General features: G+C 66.5%; 19 protein-coding genes. 7 read left to right on the top strand and 12 right to left on the bottom strand.

Annotated features, from left to right (window positions below):
* Window position 1: 1 nt before the first annotated feature.
* The 3 genes from C8C95_RS04170 (at window position 2) to C8C95_RS04160 (ending at window position 2,789) form a co-directional block, all read left to right on the top strand.
* Window positions 2-400 (top strand): copper-binding protein, encoded by a 399-nt coding sequence (locus tag C8C95_RS04170; protein WP_238990778.1) that lies wholly within the window; start codon window positions 2-4, stop codon window positions 398-400.
* 137 nt (window positions 401-537) lie between these two features.
* Window positions 538-867 (top strand): FeoA family protein, encoded by a 330-nt coding sequence (locus tag C8C95_RS04165; RefSeq protein ID WP_116750129.1) that lies wholly within the window; start codon window positions 538-540, stop codon window positions 865-867.
* Complete coding sequence (locus tag C8C95_RS04160; protein WP_116747754.1) at window positions 864-2,789, top strand: ferrous iron transporter B; 1,926 nt, start codon at window positions 864-866, stop codon at window positions 2,787-2,789. Before C8C95_RS04165 ends, C8C95_RS04160 begins: the two co-directional genes overlap by 4 nt.
* Before the next feature lie 325 nt (window positions 2,790-3,114).
* On the opposite strand, the gene C8C95_RS04150 is transcribed toward C8C95_RS04160, so the two are convergent.
* The 4 genes from C8C95_RS04150 to C8C95_RS04140 are packed head-to-tail and all read right to left on the bottom strand — an operon-like array spanning window position 3,115 to window position 6,107.
* The gene (locus C8C95_RS04150) at window positions 3,115-3,795 is read right to left on the bottom strand and encodes a hypothetical protein (protein ID WP_116747752.1); all 681 of its coding nucleotides are present in this window, start codon (window positions 3,793-3,795) and stop codon (window positions 3,115-3,117) included.
* Between the two features lie 7 nt (window positions 3,796-3,802).
* Window positions 3,803-3,967: a hypothetical protein gene (locus C8C95_RS23645; protein WP_165836507.1), complete on the bottom strand. Its 165-nt coding sequence runs from the start codon at window positions 3,965-3,967 to the stop codon at window positions 3,803-3,805.
* Entirely contained in the window at window positions 3,964-4,893 is a 930-nt protein-coding gene (argF, locus tag C8C95_RS04145) for an ornithine carbamoyltransferase (RefSeq protein WP_116747751.1), read from the bottom strand. The genes C8C95_RS23645 and argF overlap by 4 nt, the downstream gene beginning before the upstream one ends.
* Before the next feature lie 17 nt (window positions 4,894-4,910).
* Complete coding sequence (locus C8C95_RS04140) at window positions 4,911-6,107, bottom strand: aspartate aminotransferase family protein (RefSeq protein WP_015015388.1); 1,197 nt, start codon at window positions 6,105-6,107, stop codon at window positions 4,911-4,913.
* Window positions 6,108-6,349: 242 nt separating this feature from the next.
* Between C8C95_RS04140 and C8C95_RS04135 the strand changes: the two genes are divergently transcribed.
* On the top strand, window positions 6,350-6,676 hold the full coding sequence (locus C8C95_RS04135) for a DUF3579 domain-containing protein (protein WP_056066664.1): 327 nt from the start codon (window positions 6,350-6,352) through the stop codon (window positions 6,674-6,676).
* A 249-nt stretch (window positions 6,677-6,925) separates the two neighbouring features.
* Here the strand turns inward: C8C95_RS04135 and rpsT are convergent, their stop codons facing one another.
* Window positions 6,926-7,225 carry a 30S ribosomal protein S20 gene (gene rpsT, locus C8C95_RS04130; RefSeq protein ID WP_056066666.1) on the bottom strand — a complete coding sequence of 100 codons (300 nt, stop codon included), beginning with the start codon at window positions 7,223-7,225 and terminating at the stop codon, window positions 6,926-6,928.
* Window positions 7,226-7,500: 275 nt separating this feature from the next.
* On the opposite strand from rpsT, the gene murJ reads away from it, so the two are divergent.
* A complete protein-coding gene (gene murJ / locus C8C95_RS04125) occupies window positions 7,501-9,060 on the top strand; it encodes a murein biosynthesis integral membrane protein MurJ (protein ID WP_116747750.1) in 1,560 nt (519 codons plus the stop codon).
* A 91-nt stretch (window positions 9,061-9,151) separates the two neighbouring features.
* Window positions 9,152-10,003 carry a transglutaminase-like domain-containing protein gene (locus C8C95_RS04120; RefSeq protein ID WP_015015383.1) on the top strand — a complete coding sequence of 284 codons (852 nt, stop codon included), beginning with the start codon at window positions 9,152-9,154 and terminating at the stop codon, window positions 10,001-10,003.
* A 28-nt stretch (window positions 10,004-10,031) separates the two neighbouring features.
* Here the strand turns inward: C8C95_RS04120 and C8C95_RS04115 are convergent, their stop codons facing one another.
* A complete protein-coding gene (locus C8C95_RS04115; RefSeq protein WP_116747749.1) occupies window positions 10,032-10,880 on the bottom strand; it encodes a plasmid replication/partition related protein in 849 nt (282 codons plus the stop codon).
* Between the two features lie 116 nt (window positions 10,881-10,996).
* Window positions 10,997-12,037 (bottom strand): transporter, encoded by a 1,041-nt coding sequence (locus C8C95_RS04110; protein ID WP_116747748.1) that lies wholly within the window; start codon window positions 12,035-12,037, stop codon window positions 10,997-10,999.
* Between the two features lie 149 nt (window positions 12,038-12,186).
* Here C8C95_RS04110 and ppk2 point away from each other — a divergent pair, with 149 nt between their 5' ends.
* Window positions 12,187-13,101, top strand: coding sequence for a polyphosphate kinase 2 (gene ppk2, locus C8C95_RS04105; protein WP_056067080.1), 915 nt, complete (start codon window positions 12,187-12,189; stop codon window positions 13,099-13,101).
* A gap of 35 nt (window positions 13,102-13,136) precedes the next feature.
* Here the strand turns inward: ppk2 and C8C95_RS04100 are convergent, their stop codons facing one another.
* The 5 genes from C8C95_RS04100 to C8C95_RS04080 all read right to left on the bottom strand — a co-directional run bounded on the left by C8C95_RS04100 (window position 13,137) and on the right by C8C95_RS04080 (window position 16,319).
* Window positions 13,137-13,526, bottom strand: a complete 390-nt coding sequence (locus tag C8C95_RS04100; RefSeq protein ID WP_116747747.1) for a histidine kinase — start codon at window positions 13,524-13,526, stop codon at window positions 13,137-13,139.
* Complete coding sequence (locus tag C8C95_RS04095) at window positions 13,523-14,029, bottom strand: GAF domain-containing protein (protein ID WP_056748308.1); 507 nt, start codon at window positions 14,027-14,029, stop codon at window positions 13,523-13,525. Before C8C95_RS04095 ends, C8C95_RS04100 begins: the two co-directional genes overlap by 4 nt.
* 92 nt (window positions 14,030-14,121) lie before the next feature.
* Window positions 14,122-15,117 (bottom strand): helix-turn-helix domain-containing protein, encoded by a 996-nt coding sequence (locus tag C8C95_RS04090; RefSeq protein ID WP_116747746.1) that lies wholly within the window; start codon window positions 15,115-15,117, stop codon window positions 14,122-14,124.
* Between the two features lie 27 nt (window positions 15,118-15,144).
* Window positions 15,145-15,762, bottom strand: coding sequence for a DJ-1/PfpI family protein (locus C8C95_RS04085; protein WP_116747745.1), 618 nt, complete (start codon window positions 15,760-15,762; stop codon window positions 15,145-15,147).
* The gene (locus C8C95_RS04080; RefSeq protein WP_116747744.1) at window positions 15,759-16,319 is read right to left on the bottom strand and encodes an isochorismatase family protein; all 561 of its coding nucleotides are present in this window, start codon (window positions 16,317-16,319) and stop codon (window positions 15,759-15,761) included. Before C8C95_RS04080 ends, C8C95_RS04085 begins: the two co-directional genes overlap by 4 nt.
* Window positions 16,320-16,485: the final 166 nt, after the last annotated feature.

The raw sequence follows: 16,485 nt of genomic DNA, 5'->3' as shown, positions 1-16,485 counted from the left end.
GTTGCTTGCCCGCTGGGGGCGGCACGGCTGCGCGCTTGCCACCGCACTGGCCTTGCCCGCCGTGTGGGGTGCGGCAGGCGCCCAGCCCGTTGCACCGGCGGGCGCGGCCTCGGCTGCTGCAGAGGGTGCAGCCCCTGCGGCTCCGGTCTACACCCGTGCGCGGCTGGTGTCTGTGGAGATGGATGCGGGCGGCAACGCCACGCTTGTGCGGCTCAAGCTGCTGCCCCGCGCCAAGTTGCCATTCACCACACAGACCTTCCGGGTGGCCAACCCCGCGTTGCTGCACGGCATTTCGCAGGGGTCCTGGGTGCAGTTCACTGCCCGGCACATCGACGGCGAAAACACGCTCACGTCCATCCGCGTTACGGCGGAGTGCAAGAGGTTGGAGCCATGTGACTGACTGACTGCCCGGCAGGGCAAGGGCCACTGCAGCTTGCGCTGCATCAAGGAGAGATTGAGACGGCGACCACTGCGATACAGATATTGGTAGAATGAGAATCACTATTATTTGTATCGAGGCCAGTCACCATGAAAACCATGGACGATGGCGCTGCGGCGCGGTTGCATCTTCCTACGCAGCAGAACCTGTCCTCGCGGCTGGACCAGTTGCCGCGCCGCGCCTTGGGCCGGGTCACGGGCTTGTTGCCCGCGCAGGACGCGCAAGAGCACAGCATGCTGCTGCGCTTGCTGGAGATCGGCTTTCTGCCTGGAGAAACCGTGCAGGTGGTCGCGCGCGGCGGCTGGGGCGGCGACCCCATCGCGGTGCGCGTCGGGCAGGCCACTTTTGCGCTGCGCCGCCAGGAGGCCTCCATGGTGCAGGTGCAGCCGCTGGATGAAGCCACCCTGCCTGCCAAGGGGTTGGCATGAACGCTCAGGCCACTGTGCAGCCCACCGCAACCGATGCGCCCCTGCGCATCGCGCTGCTGGGCAACCCCAATTGCGGCAAGACCGCGCTGTTCAACCTGCTCACCGGCGCGCGCCAGAAGGTGGCCAACTATGCGGGCGTGACGGTGGAGCGCAAGGAAGGCCTGCTGCAGACCGCCGCCGGCCGCCGCGTGCGCGTGCTGGACCTGCCGGGCGCCTACAGCCTGCATGCACACAGCGTGGACGAGGCCATCACCCGCGACATCGTGCGCGGGCGCCGCCCGGGCGAGCCGGTGCCGGATGTGCTGGTGTGCGTGACGGATGCCACCCACCTGCGCCTGAACCTGCGTCTGGTGCTGGAGGCGCGCGCCCTGGGCCTGCCCATGGTGCTGGTGCTCAACATGATGGATGTGGCCGAGCGCCAGGGCATTGCCATCGACCGCGAGGCGCTGTCGCGCGAGCTGGGCATGCCCGTGCTGGCCACCGTGGGCGTGCGCGGCAACGGCGCCCAGGAGCTGGTGCAGTGGCTGGACAGTGCCAACCTGCAGCAGCTGCAGCGCCCCGTGGTGGCGCCGGATGCGGCGGCGCGCCTGGACGCGAGCGACCTGGAGGCGCAGAACGATGTCATCCGCACCCACCAGGAGGTGCGGCGCATTCTGGACCAGGCCGTGCGTGTGCCGGTGGTCAGCCTGCGAACGGACGACCGCATCGACGCGGTGGTGCTGCACCCGGTGTGGGGCCTGTTGATCCTGGCGGCCACGCTGTTCCTGATGTTCCAGGCGGTGTTCAGCTGGGCCGAGCTGCCCAAGTCGTGGATCGAAGATGGCGTGGGCTGGCTGGCAGCCCTGGTCAACAGCCATATGGCCGACGGCCCCTTGCGCAGTCTGCTGACCGACGGGGTGCTGGCGGGTGCGGGCGGGGTACTGGTGTTTTTGCCACAAATCCTGTTTCTGTTCCTGTTCATCCTGGCGCTGGAGGACTCGGGCTATCTGCCGCGTGCGGCGTTCTTGCTGGACCGCGTGATGGGCACGGTGGGCCTGTCGGGCCGCTCGTTCATTCCCCTGCTGTCGAGTTTTGCCTGCGCCGTGCCCGGCGTGATGGCCACTCGCTCCATCACCCACTGGCGCGACCGGCTGGTGACCATCATGATCGCGCCGCTCATGACTTGCTCGGCGCGCCTGCCGGTGTATGCGCTGCTGATTGCAGCCTTCATCCCCGAGCGCACGGTGGCGGGGGTGTTCAACCTGCAGGGTGTGGTGCTGTTCGCCCTGTATGTGGCGGGCATCGTCAGCGCCATGGCCGTGGCGGCGGTGGCCAAGCTGGCCCGCAGCGATACGCGGGCTACGCCGCTGATGATGGAGCTGCCCGCGTACCGCTGGCCCAGCGTGCGGGGCCTGGCCTACGGCCTGTACGAGCGGGCGGTGATTTTCATCAAGCGGGTGGGCGGCATCATCCTGGCCGTCACGGTGTTGTTGTGGTTCCTGTCCACCTACCCCGGTGCGCCGGAAGGCGCCACCCAGCCCGCCATCACCTACAGCCTGGCCGGGCAGCTGGGCCGCCTGCTGGAGGTCATCGTCGCGCCGATCGGCTTCAACTGGCAGATTGCCATTGCGCTGGTGCCCGGCATGGCGGCGCGCGAGGTGGCGGTGAGCGCACTGGGCACGGTGTACGCGCTGTCTGCCACGGGCGACGAGGTGGCCAGCCAGCTGGGGTCGCTGATCGCGGGCTCGTGGTCGCTGGCCACTGCGCTGTCGCTGATGGCCTGGTATGTGTTTGCGCCCCAGTGCATCTCCACCATCGCCGCCGTGCGGCGTGAGACCAACGGATGGCGCTACCCGCTGCTCATGGTGGGGTACCTGTTTGCCATGGCGTATGCCGCCAGCTTTGTGACCTACCGCGTGGCGCTGGCGCTGGGCGGGGGCTGAGGAGGAACGTTGTGATGGCCCAGCAATTCATCGTTGGTCTGATCGTCCTTGCCGCGGCGCTCTATGTGCTCTGGCGGTATCTGCCCGGGCGCTGGCGCCAGGGGTTGGGCAAGGTCCACCCGGGGTTGGTCCAGTCGCCGGGCTGTGGCGCGAGCGATGGTGGGTGCAGCAGCTGCGGCAGTTGCGCGGCGCCATTTGACGCAGCAGCTGCAAAACCCGTGGCTATGCCTGTTCGTCGCGGGCCTGCTTCTCAGTGAGTGCTATCTTTTGTATAGCTTCTAGCGCATGATTCACTAGCGCTACAGGCCGTTTTGGCTCTAATTGATTACTGGTACAGCTGGCCTTGGCCCAGCGCGCTCAGCGCCTGTTGCAGGTTGACGCGCGCCTGGGCCTCGTAGCGCTGCGCAAAGTAGTCCGTGCCGTAGATGTGCGGACGGTCCAGAAACCCCTGCAGCACGGCGCTGCGCCCTGCCACATAGCGCGGCCAGCGCACAAAGAAGTATTCACGCCGCACGTTGCGTTCGAACTGGCGGTACACCGCGTCGTTCTGGCCCAGTATGGCCAAGTCGATGTTCACCACCCACAACGCATCTCCGGTGAGTGGGTCCGGGGTGTGGCGGGTGTCCATCACATGCTGGTGCACGGTCTCGGCCAGCGTGGTGGGCAGCCCTTGGCTCAGCAGAAACTGGCGCGCCCAGTCGGCGCTGCGCTCTTCGTTGTGGCCGCTCCACGGCCAGTAGACGGCGTCGTGGTACCACAGGGCCAGCGCCACGGCGTGGGGGTTGTGGAGCGCGCCAGGTTGGTGGTCCTGCACCGCCTGCAGGTGCCGCAGGCAGGCCCGCAGGTGGGTGGTGTCGTGGTAGGCGCGGGGCCAGCGGGCCCAGCTGCGCAGCAGGCGCCGGCCTTCAGCACGCCAAGCGGGCGTGTCGCGCCCCAGCGCTTGGCCCAGGGCCTGCCAGTGCGCCAGCAATTCGGCGCTGTGGGCGGGCTGGCGGCGCCAGGGCATGGGGCTGTCAGGCCAGTTTGCCCAGCAGCAGGTACTCCATCAGGGCCTTCTGCAGGTAAATGGTGTTCTGGCTATGGCCCGCAGCCTGCGGCTGCTTCACGTCCGCTGCGCGGACGTGAGCCTGCGCCGAAACAGGTTGCTGGCGCTGGCGCGCCACCGCATTGCATTTCATGCAATACGGCCGAGCAGAAGGTACTCCATGAGTGCCTTCTGCACGTGCATCCTGTTTTCCGCCTCATCCCATACCACCGACTGCGGCCCGTCGATCACGTCGGCCTCGACCTCTTCGCCCCGGTGTGCGGGCAGGCAGTGCATGAAGAGGGCGTCGGGTTGGGCCGCAGCCATCATTTCGGTGTCCACGCACCAGTCGGCAAAGGCCTTCTTGCGCGCTTCGTTCTCGGCTTCGTAGCCCATGCTGGTCCACACATCGGTGGTGACCAGATCGGCACCCCGGCAGGCCTCCATGGGGTTGCTAAAGAATTGATAGCTGTCAGCGCTGATTCCATGGGCGCCAGCGGCCAATTTCTCGTCCACTTCGTAGCCGCGTGGCGTGCTCACATGCACCTTGAAGCCCAGCAGCGACGCCGCCTGCAGCCAGGTGTTGGCCATGTTGTTGCCATCGCCCACCCAGGCCACCGTCTTGCCCTGGATGGAACCACGGTGCTCGATGTAGGTGAAGATGTCCGCCAGGATCTGGCAGGGGTGGTATTCGTTGGTCAGGCCGTTGATCACGGGCACGCGCGAGTTGGCGGCAAAACGCTCGATCTTGCTTTGCTCGTAGGTGCGGATCATCACCAGGTCGGTCATGCGGCTGATGACCTTGGCGCTGTCCTCGATGGGCTCGGCGCGGCCCAACTGGCTGTCGCCCGTGGTCAGGTGCACCACACTGCCGCCGAGCTGGTACATGCCCGCCTCAAAGCTCACGCGCGTGCGGGTGCTGGCCTTCTCGAAGATCATGGCCAGTGTGCGGTCCACCAGCGGGTGGTGCTTTTCGTAGGCCTTGAACTTCTTCTTGATGAGCGCGGCGCGCTCGAACAGGTAGGCGTACTCGTCGGCGGTGAGGTCGGTGAACTGCAGGTAATGTTTCAGCGTCGTCATGGCAGTGGGACTATTCTTCATTCAGCCAGGATGGCTTTGACCAGCGGGGTCAGCTTGGCGACGATTTCGTCGGCTTCGGCGGTGGTGAGGATCAGCGGGGGCACCAGGCGGATCACGCTGTCGGCCGTGACCGACAGCAGCAGGCCTGCCTCGGCCGCGCGGCCGATCAGGGCGCCGCAGGGCTTGTTCAGCTCAATGCCCAGCATCAGGCCCTGTCCCCGGATCTCCTTCACACCGGGCAGGCTGCCCAGCTCGCGCTGCAGTGCCGCCTTGAGGTGCTCACCCACCGTGGTGGCATTTTGCAGCAGGCCGTCTTCTTCCATGATGCGAATGGTTTCGACCCCGGCGCGCATGGCCAGCGGGTTGCCGCCAAAGGTGGTGCCGTGGTTGCCGGGCTGCAGCACGTTGGCGGCCTTGGGGCCCGCCACCACCGCGCCAATCGGCACACCCGAGCCCAGGCCCTTGGCCAGTGGCATCACGTCGGGCACGATGCCAGCCCACTGGTGGGCAAACCACTTGCCGGTGCGGCCCATGCCGCACTGCACTTCGTCGATCATCATCAGCCAGCCGCGCTCGTCGCACAGCTTGCGCAGCTGCTGCAGGTATTCCACGCGCATAGGGTTGATGCCGCCTTCGCCCTGAATGGTCTCAAAGAACACGGCCACCACGTTGGGGTTGCCTTCGGTGGCCTTCTTGATGGCTTCGATGTCGTTGAGCGGCACGCGGATGAAGCCCTCGACCAGCGGGCCGAAGCCGCTGTAGATCTTGGGGTTGCCGGTGGCCGACATGGTGGCAATGGAGCGGCCGTGGAAGGCCTTTTCGTACACCACGATCTCGGGCTTGGCGATGCCCTTGTCCACGCCGAACTTGCGGGCAATCTTCAGGGCCGCCTCATTGGCCTCCAGGCCCGAGTTGCAGAAGAAGACGTTCTGCATGCCCGACAGCTCCACCAGCTTGGTGGCCAGCTGCTCCTGAAGGGGCGAGTGGTAGTAGTTGGAGGTGTGGATCAGCTTGGTGATCTGGTCCTGCAGCGCTGGCACCAGCTTGGCGTGGTTGTGGCCCAGCGTGTTCACGGCAATGCCGCCCAGCCCGTCCAGGTATTCCTTGCCATTCACATCCCACACGCGGCTGCCTTGTCCACGGGCCAGCGCGATCGGTACGCGGCCATAGGTGTTCATCACGTGGGGCGAAGCTGCCTCAATGAAAGCGGTCATGCGGAAATCTCCAGACGGTGCAGTGGCGAAAAAACGAGTCACGATTCTAGGGGGAGCAGGGCGACGGTCTGTTGACGATTGCGCATCACTGCAATGCCGGGCCCTTACCCTCTTCGGGGTGCCTATGTGTAGCGCGCCGGAGGGATTAGGGAGCTAGCTCTTATATAAGAGTTAGAATGTCGCGTTGCGGTGCAACATGCAGTGATCCTGCGTCTGTGCCCTCACTACCACTCCAATCCCCGATGGTTTCCCCCTCCTCCAAAGAAGTCTTCATCCAGGGCATCACCCATGACGGGAAAACCTTTCGTCCCAGCGACTGGGCCGAGCGGCTGGCCGGGGTGATGAGCAGCTTTCGACCCGGTGGAGCCCGGCCAGGCAGCCATCTGAGCTATTCGCCCTGGTGCATTCCCACCACGCTCAACGGCGTCAAATGTGTAGTCGTACACCGCGACCTGCAGGGGCACGAGCCCATGGCCTGGGACTTTGTGATCAATTTCGCCCGCGACAACAACCTGCAGGTGGCCGAGGCCTGCCTGCTGCCCGACCCGCCTCCTCCCGCCAAGCCCTGACCGGCCACGGCCTGGCTTCCGGCGCTGCCTGCCGCGTCGGGCCCGAGGCGTCGCTGCGCAGGGGCGTGCCCGCCCGGCAGCCAGCGGGCACTCCCCATCCACCCTTTGATGCGCTTCAGGCTGCCTGGTGCAGTTCTGAACCCCCAACGAAAAAACCGCCCGAAGGCGGTTTGTTCGTTCTTTGCTGGCAGCGCACCCGTTACAAACGGCGAACGGCAGGTGCCGTTCGGGCTGTTTGCCTGAGGTGGGTCAGGCGGCCGTTGCCAGGGCTTTCACCTTGGCAGACAGACGGCTCTTGTCGCGAGCAGCCTTGTTCTTGTGGAAGATGCCCTTGTCAGCCACGGTGTCCACCACGGCCTGCATCTTGGCGAACAGTTCGGTCGCCTTGGTCTTGTCGCCAGCCAGAACAGCCTTTTCGACGTTCTTGACAGCGGTACGGTATTTGGAACGCAGCGAGGTGTTTGCAGCGTTGATCTTGACGTCCTGACGGACGCGCTTGCGGCCCGACGCCAGGCGCGGGTTCTTCTTCTTGGGTTTTGCGGATGCCATTGTTTAGTTCCTTGGGTCTGTGGATGATGCCAGCAAAGCCAGCGATTATAGCCCAGAGCAGCGCCTGTATCCACCCCTGTGCCCGAACCGGCGGAATGCCATCGCCAGCGCGCCAGTGGCGCCTGGCGCTGTCAGCGCAACATGTGCATCGCCCTTGAAGGCGGAGGGGCACGGCTTCGTGCCTGCCTGTGCAGGCTTGGACGGTCTGAAAAAGCTGCGGCCTGTGGCAGCTGTACCCAGGCGCGAAGCGGCGCAGGGGGAATACACTCCCCGCGGTGTCACTGTTCAAAGCCGCCTCCACCGTCTCCCTCTTGACCCTCGTCTCCCGCATCACCGGGCTGGTGCGCGAGTTGCTCATGGCCTCCGTGTTTGGGGTCAGTGCCATGACCGACGCCTTCAATGTGGCGTTCCGCATTCCCAACCTGTTCCGCCGGGTGCTGGGCGAGGGCGCTTTCAGCCAGGCTTTTGTGCCGGTGCTGGCTGCCACCCGGGCCGAGGACGGCGACGAGGGCGCCAAGGCGCTGATCGACCACGTGGGCACCTTGCTGGCCTGGACGCTGGTGCTGCTGTGCATCGCGGGCGTGCTGGGTGCGCCCTGGATGGTGTGGGCCATGGCCAGTGGGCTCCAGCCCCAGGGGTTTGATGCCGCCGTCACGATGACGCGCTGGATGTTCCCCTACATCGGCTTCATGTCGCTGGTGGCGCTGGCGGGGGGCATTCTCAACACCTGGAAAAAGTTTGCGGTGCCCGCCGCCTCGCCGGTGTTGCTCAACATTGCGCTCATCCTGTCCATCACGCTGGGCGCGCCCTTGTTTGCGCGCCATGGCATCGAGCCCATCTATGCCCAGGCAGCGGGCGTGATGCTGGGCGGCCTGCTGCAACTGGGCATCCAGGTGCCTGCGCTGCTGCGCCTGGGACTGCTGCCGCGCATTGGCGTGCGCTGGTCGGCCATCCGCGCGGCCTGGGCCGACCCCACCACCCGCAAGGTGGTGCGCCTGATGCTGCCCGCCTTGCTGGGGGTGAGCGTGGCGCAGGTCTCGCTGCTCATCAACACGCAGATTGCCTCGCACCTGGCCACCGGCAGCGTGAGCTGGATCACCTATGCCGACCGCCTGATGGAGCTGCCCACCGCGTTGCTGGGTGTGGCGCTGGGTGTGGTGCTGATGCCGCAGCTGGCCAGTGCCCGTGCCAAGCACGACGACGAACGCTATTCGGCCATGCTCGACTGGGGGCTGCGGCTGGTGGTGGTGCTGTCGGTGCCCTGCATGGTGGCGCTGCTGGTGTTTGCCAAGCCGCTGGTGGCTGTGCTGTACCACTACGGCGCCTTTGCCGACCGGGATGTGCAACAGACCACGCTGGCCCTGGCGGGCTACGGGGTGGGCATTGTGGGCATCGTGGCCATCAAGGTGCTGGCGCCGGGCTACTTTGCCAAGCACGACATGCGCACCCCCATGCTGATTGCGGTGGCGGTGCTGGTGTTCACGCAGATGATGAACCTGGTGCTGGTGCCCTATTTGCAGCATGCCGCGCTGACGCTGTCCATCGGCGTGGGGGCGGTCATCAATGCCACCTGGCTGCTGGTGGGGCTGCTGCGGCGTGGCAGCTACCGGCCGCTGCCGGGCTGGGGGCGGTTTGCCCTGCAGGTGGTGGCGGCCAGCGCCTTGCTGGCCGTGCTGCTGGCTTGGGGTGCGCAGCATTTCGACTGGGTGGAAATGAAAGCGCAGCGCCTTCAGCGCATCGGCCTGCTGGCCGCGATGATGGTGGCCGCTGCGGTGCTGTACTTTGGCGCCCTGTGGGCCGCCGGCCTGAAGCTGCGCCAGTTGCTGCGCCGCTGAGCGGCAGCGGCCCGCCCGGCGCCCGAAATACCCTGCAAAGCCCGTGCTTCTGTAGCTTGACGCCATGGCAGCGGCCCCTTACAAAGCTGCCATGTCCCTGAGCCTTTCCGTGCCCACCTCGCTGGAGTACTTTGCATCGCTGGTGCAAAGCGACGACCACTTTCCCTTGCTCGAAGCGGCCGCCAGCCTTGCGCAGGATGAGTACCCCGAGTTCGACGTGCAGCAACTGCTGGGCGATGTGGATCAGCTGCAGGCCCGCATCAAGCGCCGCCTGCCTGCCGATGCCCCCGCACTGCAAAGGCTGCGCACGCTTAACCAATTCTTTTTTGCCGACCTGGGTTTTGGCGGCAACATCAACAACTACTACGACCCCGAAAACAGCTACCTGAACGCCGTGCTGCGCACGCGCCGGGGCATTCCCATCAGCCTGGCCGTGCTGTGGATGGAGCTGGCGCAGGGGCTGGGCCTGCACGCGCGGGGCATTGCGTTCCCGGGGCACTTCATGGTCAAGGTGCTGCTGCCCAAGGGCCAAGTGGTGTTGGACCCGATCTCGGGTCAGTCCCTGAGCCGCGAGGAACTGGCCGAGCGGCTGGAGCCCTACAAGCGCCGCAACGGCCTGGTGGACGACTACGATGTGCCGCTGGGCCTGTACCTGCAAGCCGCCACGCCGCGCGACATCATTGCGCGCATGCTGCGCAACCTCAAGGAAGTGCACCGCACCCAGCAGGACTGGCAGCGGCTGATTGCCGTGCTGGACCGGCTGATCGTGTTGTTGCCCGAGGCCTGGGGCGAGCGGCGCGACCGGGGCCTCGCGCATGCCGAGCGCGGCAACACGGCCGAGGCCGTGGCTGACCTGGAGGCCTATCTGGCCCACAGTGAAGACGGGCTTGACCTGGACCTTATCGCCGACCGGCTGAGCGCGCTGCGCAACGCCAACGGGTGAACCCCGGCGGCCGACTCCCCAGACAGTTTTAGAACGGCGTGCTGTCTGCAGGCAGCGCCGCCTGCAGTTGCGCTACCTGGCGGCGCAGCTCGGTGTTCTCCGCCGTCAGCTCTGCCACACGCTGGCGAAGGGCGTGCAACTCGTCGGTGTTCCCTTCGGCACCGGCGGCTGTCTCAGCATGGGCTTTGTCGTCTGATGGCGCCTCCTCGCGTGGCTTGCGCTTGTTGAGTTCGCGCACCCGCTTCGCTGCCTGCTTGAGTTCGTCCTTGCCGGCCACTGCGGCTGCCACCTGTTCCTCGGCGGGCAGAGTAGCCACAGCGGCTGCGGCGTTGATGGAGATGGTGCCGGACTTGACGGCGGCCACCAGCTCGGGGGCCGCCTGTTTCTGGATTTTTTCGATCATTACCACCTGGCTGCTGCTCAGCCGCGCAGCCTTGGCAATGGCCTCGCGGCTGCTCAAAGGGTCGGGGGCGGGCAGGGCGGCTGCGGCCTCGGGCACATCCGCCGTGGGGGTGGCCTCTGCAGTGTCTGTGGCAGTGGCTGCGCGCGCCTTGCGCTCGGCCATGATCTCGCGCTTGCGCAGGGCCAGCACGCCGCGCTGGAAGTCGGACACGCTGCGGCGGCCCAGGTGCTGGTCGATCATCCACAGGTGCACGTCTTCCATCGACTGAAAGCGCGGGTTCTGCACGGTCTGGAAAGGCAGGCCATGCTTCTGGCAGATGCCGTAGCGGTTGTGCCCGTCCACCAGCACATCGCCCCACAGCACCAGTGCGTCGCGGCAGCCTTCGGTGAGGATGCTGCGCTCCAGCGCGTCGTGTTCGTCGGGCGTCAGGGGTTCGATGTAGGCTTTGAGTTCTTCGTTGACGACGATGTTCATGGTGGCAGGCGGTCCGGGGAGCTGGGCAAGGGGCGGCATTGTAGTGGGGCTAGCCACCGGGCCTGTCTTGCTTGTCGGGCGATCAAACCTGCCGACTGCCGAACAGTCCCACCTACTTACTGATCGCGCGTGCCCCGCAGGGCCAGCCAGCCCGCCACCGCCGTGAAGGCCGCCACCACGGCCACGATGATCCAGAAGCCGTGGCTGTTATCCGCCAGCGGCACACCGCCCACATTCATGCCAAACAGGCCGGCCAGGATGTTGATGGGCAGGGCCAGCACAGTCACCACCGTCAGCACAAACAGGCTGCGGCTGTTGGCCTCCTGCACGCTGGCGGCAATTTCTTCCTGCAGCAGCTTGATGCGCTCCTGCAGGCCCTGCATGTCGCGCAGCACCACAGAGAACTCTTCGGTCGAATCGCGCAGCTCCTGCGCATCGTCGGCGCCCATCCAGGCCGGTGGGTGCTGCAGCAGGCGGAACAGCGCCGCAGGCTCGGGGGCCAGCAGCCGCTGCAGCCGCACCAGCAGGCGCCGCAGCACGCCCAGCCGTGCGCGCTTGTGGTCCAGGCGGCCGGCCAGCAGCGCGTCTTCCACATCGTCGATGCGCTGGGTCACACCCCGCACGATGTCCACGAGGCCTGATGCCTGCGTGCGCATCAGTTCGGCCAGCAGCGCGACGCTGGAGCACGGGGCGTTGCCGCTGCGCACCGTGGTGCGCAGGGCATCCACCGACCGCAGCGGACGTGTGCGCCCCGTCACCATCAGGTGGGGCGCCACGCTGGTCCACAGCGTGGCAATGTCCGAGGGCTCGAACGCAAAATCAAAGTGGGCATCGTTGAGCACCGCGATCAGCGTGTCATCGTCGCGTTCGATGCGCGTGGACACCGAGCGGTCCTTGAGCGCATCAAAAAAAGCTTCCGGCAAATAGGCGTGCCGCTCCATCCAGCGCACCGCCTGCGCGTGGCTCAGGTTGAAGTGCAGCCACAGAAACTGCCCTGACGGCGCGGCGCCTGCCTGGAGGTCGGCCAGCCACTGCGCGGCCTGGGCCGAATCGACCTCCTGCGGCGGGGTGTCGGTACCCAGCAGGTAGCCGTAGATCAGCCCGGCGGCATCTCCGCCGTAGTTCAGGCTGGCGTTGGGGGCGAGGGGATTTGACAAAGCGGCGGAGTGGTCTGCTGTCGGCACGGCCTCGCATGCTGGCCTCTGGGCATGACAGCGTTGTGACAGATCACACCAGTGTCATGGCGCTGTCACTGCAGCGGTCCACTATCGCGCATCTGATTTGCACTACCGCCGGATGCTTGCCCATGTTCTACAACAACGCCCTTGACACGCAGGAGCTGATGCAACGAATCGCCAACGACCTCATCGACAGCTACGACGAAGAGCTGGAACTGGAGATCGAAGACCGCGAGGTCGATGACATCGGCGCCCCCAGCCCTGGCGACAAGCTGGCGCGCCAGCAGTACTTCAAGGACCTTTTCCGCCTGCAGGGCGAGTTGGTCAAGCTGCAGGACTGGGTGCAGCACAGCCGCCAGAAGGTGGTGATCCTGTTCGAGGGGCGCGATGCGGCGGGCAAAGGGGGCGTCATCAAGCGCATCACGCAGCGCCTGAACCCCCGTGTGGCCCGGGTGGCGGCACTGCCCGCACCCAACGACCGAGAGCGCACGCAGTGGTACTTTCAGCGCTATGTAGCGCATCTGCCTGCGGCGGGAGAGATGGTGCTGTTTGACCGCAGCTGGTACAACCGCGCGGGCGTCGAGCGGGTGATGGGCTTTTGCACCGACGACGAATACGAAGAGTTCTTCCGCACCGTGCCCGAGTTTGAAAAGATGCTGGTGCGTTCGGGCATCACGCTCGTCAAATACTGGTTCTCCATCACCGATGAAGAGCAGCACCTGCGCTTTCTGGGCCGTATTCACGACCCGCTCAAGCAGTGGAAGCTCAGCCCGATGGATCTGGAAAGCCGCGTGCGCTGGGAGGCCTACACCAAGGCCAAGGAAACGATGCTGGAGCGCACCCACATCCCCGAAGCACCCTGGTGGGTGGTGCAGGCGGTGGACAAGAAAAAGGCGCGCCTGAACTGCATTGCACACCTGCTGTCTCAGCTGCCCTACCAGGAGGTCCCACACCCGCCCGTGGTGCTGCCCGACCGCGTGCGCAACCCCGAGTATTTGCGCCAGCCCGTGCCTGCCAGCATGTACGTGCCAGAGATCTACTGAGACATCTGACGCGCCCCCTGCGGGGCCGAGGGAGGCTACGAGTCCTTCAGCAGTGCAATGGTGGCGATCACATCCCGCACCTTGAAGGGCTTGATCAGCACCCGCCGCACCTGCAGGGCCTTCATCTTCACGGCGGTGGAGGCATCGACCTGCGTGGTCGTCACCGCCACCGGCACGCTGGCACTGACGGCCAGCGTATCGTTGCGCACTTGCTCCAGCAGGGCGACGGCCTCCTGCTGGTGCTCATCGATCGAGACGATCACACCCGCAAAGTCCTGGTGTGTCAGCCGCTGCTGGGCCATGCGCACGCTGTTCACCTGCCGCACGGCGGGCAGGTTCAGCTGGCGGGCCGTGGAGACGATGATGCTGCCCGTCAGCGAGCTGGGTTCGATCAGCAGGATGTCCTGGGGGCTGTGATCGCTCATGGGGCGGAGGCTCCCTGCTCGCGGCGCACCAGTTCTTCCACTGCCAGGTCGCGCAGGGAACCGAGGATGGCCAGGTCGATGGCGTCCAGTGTGCGGGGTTTGCTGTCCAGCAGGCACAGGGTGCCCACGTTGTGCCCATTGGGCAGCTTGAGCGGCGCGCCCGCATAAAACTGGATGTAGGGCTCCCCCGTGACCAGCGGGTTGCCGATGAAGCGCTCGTCCTGGTTCACATCAGGCACGACCATGATGTCGTCCTGCAGGATGGCGTGGCCGCAGAACGAGATGCCTCGCGAGGTCTCGCACTGGTCCATACCCACCCGCGACTTGAACCACTGGCGGTCGTCATCGATCAGCGAGAGCAGCGCCGTGGGCACATCGAACTCCTGCGCGGCAAAGGCCGTCAGGCGGTCAAACCGCTCTTCGGGCGGCGTGTCCAGAATCAGCAGCTGGCGCAGCGCCTGCAGGCGGTCGGGCTCGTTGGCGGGGCGGGGTGGTTCTTGCATGGTGGCGACCCGGCGGGTGGTGCGGCAAAGGGCTTGATTATCGGCGGGTGCTGGGTCGCGTGCATCGCGCGGCATCACGCAGGACGGGCCCCTCAGTGGCTGCGCGCACCGCCCTGTGATGGCGTGCCGCCACGCCCGAACTGGTGCCAGGCCCGGCGCAGCTGCGTGTCGGAGCTGAACCCCGCCATCAGCGCCGCCTGCGTCACGTTCTGGCCGGACCGCAGCGCGGCCTCGGCCGTGGCCAGGCGGATGCGGCGCAGGTATTGCAGCGGCGCGATGCCCGCATGTTCCAGAAACAGCCGCGTGAGGTGCCGGGGCGACGTGTGGGCCACCTCGGCCATCTGTGGCACGCTCCAGTCGGCCTGGGGCTGCTGGCCCACGGCGTCCTGCACGCGGTGCAGGGCCGGGTGCAGGTGGTTGCGGTGGTGCAGAAAGGGCGAGAACTCGGGGTCGTTGGGCCCCCGGCGCAGGGCCACCACCATGGCCTGCGCCACCTGCGCGGCCAGCGCGGGGCCGCAGGTGTCGGAGATGCGGTGCAGCAGCAGGTCGATGCCCGTGGTCACGCCCGCGCTGCTGTACACGGCGCCGTCGGCCACAAACACGCGGTTGGCCACCACGTCGCAGCGCGGGTCCACGGCGGCCAGCTCGTCCAGATGCTGGTGGTGGGTGGTGGCGCGGCGCCCCGTGAGCAGGCCGGCATGGGCGGCCAGCACCGAGCCCGCGCACACGGTGATCAGCTCCAGCTGCCCCGCCACGGGCCGCAGCCCGCGCAGCCAGTGCAGCAGCGCGCGGGCTTCGTCACCATCCACCGCGATGTGTGGACCGGCCAGGCCCACCAGCACCACCCAGGCGGGGCTGGGCAGGGTGGCGGGCAGTGGCTCCAGCTGGGTCAGCACGGCACCTACGGAGGAAACAGACTCGGGCGTGGGGCTCACAAAGTGCTGCACAAACCGATCGGGCTGGCCTTGCTTGGCCAGTGTCTGGTTGGCGATGCGGAGCGCCTCGGCCGGGCCGGCCCAGTCCAGCACCAGGCTGCCCGGCAGCAGGGCGAAATAGACGTGGATGGGGGAAGGGACCGGGTTCTGCATCGATGGCGTTGAGTGGCTAAAAGCGTGTCATGGATGAGGGTTCCAGGGCGTGTCCATCTGGCGGGCCGTGCGCTCGGACAGTGCCGCGCCCAGCAGCCGGGTGACCAGGTGCAGGCTCATGTCGATGCCGGCGCTGATGCCGGCCGAGGTCACCAACGCGCCCCGGTCCACCCAGCGCACATTCTCCTGCACGTCGAGCGCGGGGTACTGCGTGCGCAGGTCGGCGGTGTCCTCCCAGTGGGTGGTGGCCGGGCCTTCGGTCAGCACACCGGCTGCGGCCAGGATGAAGGCCCCTGTGCACACCGAGGCCGTGATCTGCGCACGGCCTGCCGCCTGGGCGATCCAGGCGCGGGTGGCAGGGCAGGCGGCAGCGGCATCGACCACGCCGCCGGGTACGATCAGCACATCGGGCGCGGTGGCGCAGGCAAAGTCCGCATCGGGCAACACGCGCAAACCCGCCCGCGCGCGCACCGGGTCCAGGCTGCGGGCCACGCACTGCACCACAAACGGTGCAGGCGCGCCGGGATGTTGCCGCTGGTGCATGCGGCTGGCGGTGGTGAAGACCTCATAGGGCCCGCCCAGGTCCAGGGCCTCCACGTCGTCGAACACCAGGATGGCGACCTGCAATGGCTGGGCTCTGCTCATGCGGCCGCCCGGTCCAGCGCCTGTTGCACGGTGCACAGGGTCGCAAATCGGCCTTGCAGCACCGTGGCGGTGCGGGTCTTGATGTCGGCCGCCGCCAGCACCTCGCCGTCGGGCTGCACCATGTCCCAGGTCAGCGTGGCATCGGTCACGTAGTCCACGTCCCAGCCCAGGTCGGACGCGTGGCGGGTGGTGGTTTCGCAGCATTGTTCGGTGCGGATGCCGCTCACAATGAGGCGCTGGATGCCATGGCCTGTCAGCCACACATCGAGGCCCGTGCCCACCAACGCGCTGTGGCGCGACTTGGTGAAGGTGGCTGCTGCTTCAAAGGTGGTCAAGCCTTGCAGCGGCCGCACCTGGCCCGAGGCCTGCGAAAACGGGTTCTCGGCGACTTCGGGGCCGTCGCTGTGGAGCACGCGCACCACCGGGATACCCTGGGCGACACACCCGTCGATCAGCGCGTTCTGCGCTTGCAGGTAGGCAGGCAGGTCGCGTTCGGTGAAGAAGGGGCGGTGGCGGAAGGATTCCTGGACATCAATCACTATCAGACAGGTTTTCATGGTGTGCTCACAGAGGCAGTGGTTTGGATGTGCTTATCTTCGCTGTCCAGCGGCCGACGGTCCGAACTGACAGAGACAGGATTCGATCAATTTCAGCCATCATTCTGTGGCGAATGACGGGCCTGGCTGGCGCCCCAGCCCATTTCAGGTGCCGCGCTGGCCCTGT

It is taken from the genome of Acidovorax sp. 99, assembly GCF_003096455.1.
In the GTDB taxonomy this organism is placed as follows: Bacteria; Pseudomonadota; Gammaproteobacteria; order Burkholderiales; family Burkholderiaceae_C; genus Acidovorax; species Acidovorax delafieldii.
Note: the sequence above shows the minus strand (reverse complement) of the source record. Positions and strands in the feature narration are given on the sequence as shown.